The following is a 7,181-nucleotide window of genomic DNA, read 5'->3' as shown; positions in this document are numbered from 1 at the left end:
TTTGTTTTTAACAATTTTCTTCTTTTGAGTTGCCCTCTCGTTGAGTGCTTAATTATTATATCTACTATAAATCACTTTGTCAACACTTTTTTTAGAAAAAATATATTTATTTTTGTAAGAAATATTTACCTAAAAATTACGCTCTATTCTGACATACATAAATTCAGATTTATGAGATAATTATAACAAATAAATTTAAACGCTTTAGGAGATGAATACAAATGAAAAAACTATCCAAAAAACTCTTATTGAGTGGTCTAGCTGCCTTAACAATTTATAGTGGATTTAATAATATTGATATTTCCACTACTTATGCCAAAGTCAATTATGATGTTTTTGACTTAGAGGCTCATCGTGGAGGTAGAGATGTTAGACCTGAAAATACTTTGTATTCTTATGCTTATGCAATAGAGCTAGGTGCTACTTCTATTGAATGTGATATGCAACTTACTAAAGATGGTCAAATAGTAATGAGTCATAATCCTATTTTAAATTCAGATATAACACGTGATGAAAATGGCAATTATATTGAAAATAATAAATATGATATTCGTTTAATGACTGTAGATGAATTAAAAAAATTCGATGTAGGTGTGATGGACCCAAATTGTGGCGAATACTATGATTTACATGGCAAAACACAATTTACTTATGATGCTAAAATTCCTACATTAGAAGAATTAATGCAATTAATTCAATCATATGGTGATAAAAATATTGTTTTAAATATAGAAACAAAATCCTATCCAGACCCTGCAAGTGCCGGATATAAAAATAATGCTGACCCTAAGAAATTTGTAGAAGTTTTCAATAATATTGTAAAAAAATATGATATGGAAGATAGAGTTGTTCTCCAATCATTCGACTGGCAAACTTTAATTGAAATGAAAAAATTAAATCCTAACATCTCCACTAGTGCACTTTGGCAAGAACAACCATCATGGGGACGTGATAGTGAATCTTTACGTCGTTATGAAAAGAAAAAATCTCCATGGCTTGGTGGTTTAGACATCAAGGATTATCAAGGAAATCCTGTAAAAGCTGCTCATGCTATTGGTGCTGATATTATTTCTCCATATTATACAGAAATATCCAAACAAGATGTTGATGAAGCTCATTCTTTGGGTATGAAAGTTGTTCCATGGACTGTTAATAATGAAAAAGATATGAATATGTTACTTGATATGGGTGTTGATGGTATTATTTCAGATAAGCCATGGCTCTTAAAACAAGTATTAGAAAAACGCAATATAAAATTGCATACACCAACAGTAAATGTAGATAGTCCATATCATACAGGAACAGATCATAAAGACACAGCCCCTACAGAAGCTAGTAACGGCAATGATGCTGCTTACTAAGCACTAATCATAAACCCCTTACTACTTTATAAATGAAAATAACCCTACTAATTTAACTTAGTAGGGTTATTTTTATTTATGCTTATTTAAAACAGTTTTCCATTCATCAACTATATTTTCTGGAAGTTCATATACCATTTCTTTTACTTTTATATCATTATCATAAGATTTTTTCTCTAATTTATCTTTTTTCTTATTATAACGATACATATTTTCTTGCGCTTCTGGTAAAACAAGGCTTATAGTTTTAGCTTTATTTATTTGTTCTATTTCTTTATTTGTTAAATTGAAGCTTATCCAATATGGATTGTCATATTTAACTTTGGCAAAATGAATTTCATATCTATTATTATCATTATCTTGCAATATTAAATATGGAGGATATTCATTATCAAAAATATAATTTCTATCTATATTATGTGATGTTATTGCTAACTCTACATTGTCTTTATATTTGTTATCGTCAGTATAAAATCTATCATTATTGACAAATACTCTAAACAATGCCATTGGTTCTTCTAGTTTTTCATCACTTTTAGTTTGTTCTTTTACTAATTTTTTCTGTTCATAATCTTTCATTTGTTCAGGGTCTTTATATGCATATATAGAACGAATATTTTCCACATTTGATACTTTTGATTGATGTATATTAGCCAAAGCTATAGATTGCATACAAATAAATAAACTTAATAAACATAATACTATTTTTTTCACTTTATCAACCTCTACAATTTTATCTATATTATTTATTATATATCCAAACCCTCTAAATTCAAATAAATTTATCTATAATCTTTCATTTGAAATCTCTTTAAAATTATATGTAATTTTGCTATACTATATTTGATAAAAATAAAAAGAGGTGTTATTATGCAAGCATTTATCTTTGACATGGATGGCGTTATCATTGACAGCGAACCTATACATAATAAAGTGGTCAAAGAGATTTTACTTGAAAACAATATCGTAGTTGATGATGAAGAATTCAATAAACTCATTGGTATGACATCAACTTCTGTTTTCTCCTATTTTATTGATAAACATCATTTACCATATACTCCTGAAGAAATGACTAATAATCATATGAATTTCTTCAAAAAATATATCGTTGACCATAATCTTAAACCTATTGATGGCATCTGCCCTTTATTAGAACAATTACAAAAAGCAAATATTCCTTTGGCGATAGCATCATCTTCTCCTTTAAATGTAATTGAATTTGTTATAAAAACATTTAATATTGATAAATACTTTAAATTTTTAATTTCTGGCGAAGATATCCTTCATAGTAAACCTGCTCCAGATATTTATTTAAAAACAGCAAAAAAATTACAAGTTGACCCTAAAGATTGTGTCGTTCTTGAAGACTCTAAAAACGGTAGCATTGCGGCCAAAGATGCTGGCATGTATTGTATCGGTTTTGCCAATCCTAATTCTGGCAATCAAGATTTATCTAGAGCCGATATTATCATTAAACAAATATCCGATATAAATATAACTCAATTACTATAATAAAAAAACTTAGTGAAGATAATCATAGTTTTATTCTATATTACCATTCACTAAGTTTTTATTTTTATTTAAATTGACATTCTAAATATAATACCGATTGCAATACAGTCATCTCTTTAGTATCTGACGTTGCACTAAATCCTCTTATCAAATTACCATTTATATCATAAATATATTTACTCCCATAAATATAATATCTTTTATTGGAAGTACTATCTTTTATTTTATTTGCACTAAACTCATAAAACACTACATATTTAGCATTTAATGCTTTTGCTTTTTGAAATACATTTGAAGATAGGTCATCATCTGAAAGGTCAACAAAGCAATCTTCATCTTCTTTTAATAACTTATCTTTCAAAGCTAAATTCATATAATTTATTTCTGATTGTAATTCACTAGGAAAATCATATTTAGGCTTTGCCACATAAGTTTCACATGTTTCAATATCTTCTGTAGCTAAAGATATATCTTCTTTGCTATCATAATAATTTTTAATTGCTCTATCAAAATAAAGCAACATATTATGAGCAAATTTATCATTTTCCAATTTAGATACAGTCCATACTTCATTAGTATTAAATTGCACAAAACGCTCATTAGCTATCTGAGCTAAATTTTTTACAATATCACCTTTCATCGTAATACGAGTCAAATTCATTTTAGGCTCATACATATCTACAAAAGTCTTATTGCCTACAGCAGGTGCACCAAACGTAATAGTTTCTATTTGATTGCTACTTACGCCCATGTCTAATAATCTAGCTGTCAATAATTCCGCCACTGCTCCACCTAAACTATGACCTGTTATATAAATCTTATCTTCTGGGCACTGTTTCAAATGTTCTACTAAATCAAGACCTAAAATCTCACCTGAACTATTCGCGGAAAAAAATCCATCTTGTACATATTGTAAAAATCCTTTATGCACTAAAGGCTTAGTTTCACTTAAATCTTTGTCATTTCTACTTTGCAAAAATTCATCTAAATTATGCCCTTGAAATACTGTTGCCTCTACTGCCAAATCCGTTTTTACATCTTGCCAACTGCTAGTACCACTGATAGATAAAAAGAATATATCCTTATCATTTATTTTTTTATCAGCTAATAGGTATTTAACATCAGATTTAGCTATTTGTTCATTATAAAAGCGAATATTCCAACCATTACTTTTCAATATATCTCTTGCTAATAAGCTAAATTTATCATTATATACAGCAAGCGATGTCCATGCAGATAAATATTGAATATCTTTTTCACTTAAATTCGTTTCATCAATCTCCAAATTCTGTGCTAATGCTATATTTAAATTTAACATCAATAACATCAGTATAGCTAAGATTTTTTTCATAATAAATCTCCTATTTCTCTATATACAAAAAACAGGATTTTGCTATGCAAAATCCTGTACCTATCAATTATGGCGGAGAGTGAGGGATTTGAACCCTCGATACGGGGACCCGTATACACGCTTTCCAGGCGTGCTCCTTCAACCACTCGGACAACTCTCCATGTGCTCTCAAACAATATTATATTGTTGCTGACAGAAATATATAATATCAGATAGTTTCATTTTTGTCAACAGTTTTTTATAAAAAAATAGACTACTTCTTATAAACTCATAAAAAGTAGTCTATTATACATAACAATTATGCATTTTAAGCTTCTCCGCGTAAGTGAGCTAACTCCGCTTGTTTTTCACAATAATACCATCTAACAGATTTACCAATAGCGCATCTAACAGCATCTAATCTACCTTGTATAGCTAATTTTTTTAATCTTATAGCATCTAAACCACTTACTGATAAATAGCTTGCGGAGATATATCCTCCTCTCTTTAAATAGTTACGGTAGTTTTGACAATCTCTACGGTCAACTTCAACTTTTTTAATAGCCATTTACTATCACCTCATAATTTTTTTGTGAGAAATGATGTTGCATTTAAAAAATCTAATGCTGTTTCTTATGGAATTTTCTGTTAAGCTCATTATTATTATACAATGACTATGTAAAATTGTATAGTTTCACATAGTCATTGTTTGTAAAATATAAATGAAATTTTTAATAAATATACTAAAGTTACCGTTTATACTGATTTTTTAAATACATAAATATTACTATAAAAATCTTCTTCTATTTTTGGTATCATCAAACCAGCATACATCAATTCACTACCACTGAAAACTTTATCTGTACCAACTAAATTATATAAAGCATCTTCTTGTAGTCCTTTTAATTTCAAAATTAAATTTCTATATATAGGTTCTACTAAAACCTGATGGAAATAACAAATAACAGTATTTTCATCTTCGGAAATAAAATTCCAACTGATATCATTTCCATCAAAAGGACTCTTTATTCTATAGAAAGTCCCTTTTTGTATAACATCTCTATATTCTTTATACCAAGCTACTTGTTTTTTTATCTCTTCTTTTTCCTCATCATTTAATTTATTTAAATCTAATTCATAACCTAGATTTCCAGAAGAAGCTACAGCAAAACGAGTTTTAAGTGGTGTTATTCTACCGACTTGGTGGTTTGGCACTATAGAAACATGTGAACCCATTGTAATCGCAGGGAATAATATACTTGTACCATATTGTATTTTTAAACGACAAATAGCATCTGTATTATCGCTAGCCCATGTTTGTGGCATATAATAGAGCATTCCTGCATCATATCTACCGCCACCACTAGAACAACTTTCAAATAAAACATTTTTAAAACGCTGTGTTAATTTTTCTAAAATATAATATAAACCTAATACATATCTATGTGATAATTCTTTTTGTTCCTTACTATTTAAATAAGCAGAACCTAAATCTGTCAAATGTCTATTCATATCCCATTTAACATAAGATATCTCTACATTTTCTAATATATTAGATATTTTTTCTACAAGATAATTACAAACTTCTATATTTGATAAATCCAATACATATTGGCATCTGCTCAAAATAGGCTCATAATCCATACTTCTAATCACCCAATCAGGATGATTTTTATATAAATCACTATTTTTAGATATCATTTCTGGCTCAAACCACAAACCAAATAATAATCCTTTTTCCTTAATTTTTTGAGCTAAAGTTTTTAATCCATGTGGGAATTTTTCTTCATCTTCTAGCCAATCGCCCAAACCTTGTGTATCATCACAACGATTTTTAAACCAGCCATCATCTAATACAAATAATTCTATGCCCAATTCACCAGCTTGTCTTACTAAATCCAAGCAATTATCTTCATTGACCTCAAAATGACAAGCTTCCCAACTATTCAACAAAATTGGACGAGCTTTTTCTTTATATAAACCTCGACAAAGTTGATTTCTATACAATTTATGAAAAATCTGAGACATAGTATTTAAACCTTTATCTGTATAAACTAATACAGCTTCAGGAGAAACAAATTTTTCTTTACCACTTAAAGTCCAACCAAAAGTCGTAGGGTTCATGCCCATTTGTATTCTAGTAGTCTTATATTGTCCCACTTGTACACTAGCTTGGAAATCACCACTATAAATAAAATTAAATGCCCATACAGAACCTATATCTTCATTAGTATTTTTATCCATCAAAGCTATAAATGGAGTTGCCTGTGGACTACTTGTTCCTCGTATGCTTTCTAATACAATAGAGTCAGATTTTATAGCTCTACGATAAATATTTTTTTCATACAAATGAGCACCAGATAACGTCATCACATCATAATCACTATCAGCAAAATCCATACTAAAGCTCATTACTTTATCTAAATATATGCTCTTATCACCATGATTTACAATTTCAGTATGTCTACAAATAACATCATAATCAGCAAAAATTGTGTAATACAAATAAATACTTGCATTCATCACTACATCTTTTAAGATAATACATAAAGTCTTAGCTTCATTTTCATTATTTACATAAATAGAAGGCAATCCCTCTAATTTTGGTTTTCCCTCAATGATATTAAAACTATCATAATAAAAGCGATTTACACGCTTGCCATCTTCTGTTTGAATTATATAAGCTGGATTTCTAAAATCCCCTTGATTAAAATCTGGATATTCTTGCAATAAAGTATCTAACGAAAAATTTCTATCTGAAGCTATCGGATTTGAACAAAAACCTCTATCATAAAATAATTGAGCATTACTTCCATTATATGATGATAAATATTTGCCAAAATAAATATGTTTTACATAATAATTTTTTTCAATGCCTAAAATATAACTAATTTTGCCGTTAGATAAATTAAATATCTTTTGCTCTTTATCATAATTAATTGCTAACATCTATATTCTCTCCTCTAAATTTATTTTCT

Annotated in this window: 6 protein-coding genes and 1 tRNA gene; 2 read left to right on the top strand and 5 right to left on the bottom strand. The window is 28.5% G+C overall.

The features are described from left to right. The first annotated feature begins 221 nt into the window (after positions 1-221). On the top strand, positions 222-1,361 hold the full coding sequence (locus AC5LAX_RS02260; RefSeq protein ID WP_115150888.1) for a glycerophosphodiester phosphodiesterase: 1,140 nt from the start codon (positions 222-224) through the stop codon (positions 1,359-1,361). 72 nt (positions 1,362-1,433) lie between these two features. Here the strand turns inward: AC5LAX_RS02260 and AC5LAX_RS02255 are convergent, their stop codons facing one another. Further along, positions 1,434-2,075, bottom strand: a complete 642-nt coding sequence (locus AC5LAX_RS02255; RefSeq protein WP_288908988.1) for a hypothetical protein — start codon at positions 2,073-2,075, stop codon at positions 1,434-1,436. 156 nt (positions 2,076-2,231) lie between these two features. On the opposite strand from AC5LAX_RS02255, the gene AC5LAX_RS02250 reads away from it, so the two are divergent. Then, positions 2,232-2,873: an HAD family hydrolase gene (locus AC5LAX_RS02250; RefSeq protein ID WP_288908987.1), complete on the top strand. Its 642-nt coding sequence runs from the start codon at positions 2,232-2,234 to the stop codon at positions 2,871-2,873. A 64-nt stretch (positions 2,874-2,937) separates the two neighbouring features. On the opposite strand, the gene AC5LAX_RS02245 is transcribed toward AC5LAX_RS02250, so the two are convergent. The 4 genes from AC5LAX_RS02245 to AC5LAX_RS02230 all read right to left on the bottom strand — a co-directional run bounded on the left by AC5LAX_RS02245 (position 2,938) and on the right by AC5LAX_RS02230 (position 7,152). Next, positions 2,938-4,224, bottom strand: a complete 1,287-nt coding sequence (locus AC5LAX_RS02245; RefSeq protein ID WP_288908986.1) for a lipase family protein — start codon at positions 4,222-4,224, stop codon at positions 2,938-2,940. Positions 4,225-4,294: 70 nt separating this feature from the next. Then, a tRNA-Ser gene (locus tag AC5LAX_RS02240) sits at positions 4,295-4,384 on the bottom strand. Between the two features lie 147 nt (positions 4,385-4,531). Further along, positions 4,532-4,771 carry a hypothetical protein gene (locus AC5LAX_RS02235; protein ID WP_008540023.1) on the bottom strand — a complete coding sequence of 80 codons (240 nt, stop codon included), beginning with the start codon at positions 4,769-4,771 and terminating at the stop codon, positions 4,532-4,534. Between the two features lie 188 nt (positions 4,772-4,959). Continuing rightward, on the bottom strand, positions 4,960-7,152 hold the full coding sequence (locus AC5LAX_RS02230; protein ID WP_288908985.1) for an alpha-galactosidase: 2,193 nt from the start codon (positions 7,150-7,152) through the stop codon (positions 4,960-4,962). Positions 7,153-7,181 lie beyond the last annotated feature (29 nt).

It is taken from the genome of Megamonas sp. (assembly GCF_986095205.1).
The sequence above is the reverse complement of the archived record's forward strand: the minus strand, read 5'-3'. Positions and strand labels throughout refer to the sequence as shown.

Coding starts and splice junctions, on each gene's coding strand:
- AC5LAX_RS02260 (WP_115150888.1), top strand. CDS start 222: ATGAAAAAACTATCCAAAAAACTCTTATTGAGTGGTCTAGCTGCCTTA.
- AC5LAX_RS02250 (WP_288908987.1), top strand. CDS start 2,232: ATGCAAGCATTTATCTTTGACATGGATGGCGTTATCATTGACAGCGAA.
- AC5LAX_RS02245 (WP_288908986.1), bottom strand. CDS start 4,224: ATGAAAAAAATCTTAGCTATACTGATGTTATTGATGTTAAATTTAAAT.
- AC5LAX_RS02235 (WP_008540023.1), bottom strand. CDS start 4,771: ATGGCTATTAAAAAAGTTGAAGTTGACCGTAGAGATTGTCAAAACTAC.
- AC5LAX_RS02230 (WP_288908985.1), bottom strand. CDS start 7,152: ATGTTAGCAATTAATTATGATAAAGAGCAAAAGATATTTAATTTATCT.